At 37.7% G+C, this 1,782-nt stretch carries 1 protein-coding gene; it reads right to left on the bottom strand.

Going from position 1 to position 1,782, the window contains the following annotated elements; translation table 11 throughout:
• Window positions 1-108: 108 nt before the first annotated feature.
• Complete coding sequence (locus tag U859_RS0130180) at window positions 109-648, bottom strand: AAA family ATPase (RefSeq protein WP_025146924.1); 540 nt, start codon at window positions 646-648, stop codon at window positions 109-111.
• Window positions 649-1,782 lie beyond the last annotated feature (1,134 nt).

The following is a 1,782-nucleotide window of genomic DNA, read 5'->3' as shown; positions in this document are numbered from 1 at the left end:
CCTTCGTTCCTCAGGATGACAACTGGCGAGCGTCCCTCAGATTGCTAAGCAATCCCGAATAACAGATGCAATTCTGTTATTCATCAAGCCATAAATGATAAGATGGATTTAAGAAAGATCCAGTACTTCAACAATGCGCCTTAACCTTTCCGCTACTGTTGTATCACCCTCAATTTTTATCACTTTACAATTTAGCCCATCCAGCCAGTTTTCGTGGATGCCGATATTTCGTCCCGTAAAAGAGCGGTCGTCGTATTTCGATGCCCAGTTTATGAAATCAAGAAATAACTGGTGCCGCTGCGGGTCGTCATAAATAGCATTTCCATAACGTTCCAATTCCCTTTTTACCAGGCGTTCCATCCTGATTTCTTTTGGCAGGTAGAGGAAAATCGCAAGATCGAACATGTTTTTCCATTCTTCTCCCCAGCTTACCAGCGAACCGCCCACGATATAGTTGTTCGCTTTGTTTAATTCATCCTTAAGTAACTGGTTGCGCAATAACGGATCCCTTTTTAAGGTATACGGAACAGCTGATTTCTCCCAGAAAAAACTGTCGGTATCAAAATAAGGGATATTCAGTTGCGAAGATAAAGCATTGCCCAAAGTTGTAGAACCTGCGCAGGAGGCACCAAGGATATGGATTTTCATGTTGCAAAGATATTGCAAAATGATTGGAAGCGAAAAAATACTGTTTAGTCCTGAATAGAACTTGGTGCATGAGTCGGACGGTTCATATCCGACTCATTTTTTTAAAGTTTTTCTCTACGGTTAGGACGACAAAGTTTGATCAAAATCCCGAAGCTCGTAAGAATGGTAAAGGCACCCACAATGACATTAAATTTTTCGATCATATTTGTTTTGGTTTGTTAATTCCAAATTATCATTTTTTCGTTACAAAAGAAATGCCTGTGAATAAAATAGTTATAAAAATTATCAACATTTTAAGATAGATGTGAAAAACATGTATTTAATCAGCGGCTTTGAACCGAAAATTATTAAAATCCATCCGCGTTTATGATCTTAAATCAGCGGGAACAATATCATAGCGGTTTTTCCCGCAGATGACACAGATTAGCGCAGATTTTAAGGTAAGTGTGAAAACATATATTTAATCAGCGGCTGTAAATAAAACTGTAAACTGAAAATTGTCAACTACCCATCTGCGTTTATCATCTTAAATCTGCGGGAACAATATCATAAAGGTTTTTCCCGCAGATGACACAGATTGGCGCAGATTTTAAGGTAAGTGTGAAAACATACATTTAATCAGCGGCTATAAATAAAACTGTAAACTGAAAATCGTCAACTACCCATCTGCGTTTATGATCTTAAATCTGTGGGAACAATATCATAGCGGTTTTTCCCGCAGATGACACAGATTAGCGCAGATTTTAAGGTAAGTGTGAAAACATATATTTAATCAGCGGCTGTAAATAAAACTGTAAACGGAAAATCGTTAACTACCCATCTGCGTTTATGATCTTAAATCTGCGAATACAATATCATAACGGTTTTTCCCGCAGATGACACAGAATTAGCGCAGATTTTAAGGTAAGTGTGAAAACATATATTTAATCAGCGGCTGTAAATAAAACTGTAAACTGAAAATCGTCAACTACCCATCTGCGTTTATGATCTTAAATCAGCGGGAACAATATCATAGCGGTTTTTCCCGCAGATGACACAGATTAGCGCAGATTTTAAGGTAAGTGTGAAAAACATGTATTTAATCCGCGGCTTTGAACCGAAAATTATTAAAATCCATCTGCGTTTATCATCTTA

The organism is Pedobacter jeongneungensis (assembly GCF_000633455.1).
GTDB classification, from domain to species: Bacteria; Bacteroidota; Bacteroidia; order Sphingobacteriales; family Sphingobacteriaceae; genus Pedobacter; species Pedobacter jeongneungensis_A.
Note: the sequence above shows the minus strand (reverse complement) of the source record. Positions and strands in the feature narration are given on the sequence as shown.

Coding starts and splice junctions, on each gene's coding strand:
- U859_RS0130180 (WP_025146924.1), bottom strand. CDS start 648: ATGAAAATCCATATCCTTGGTGCCTCCTGCGCAGGTTCTACAACTTTG.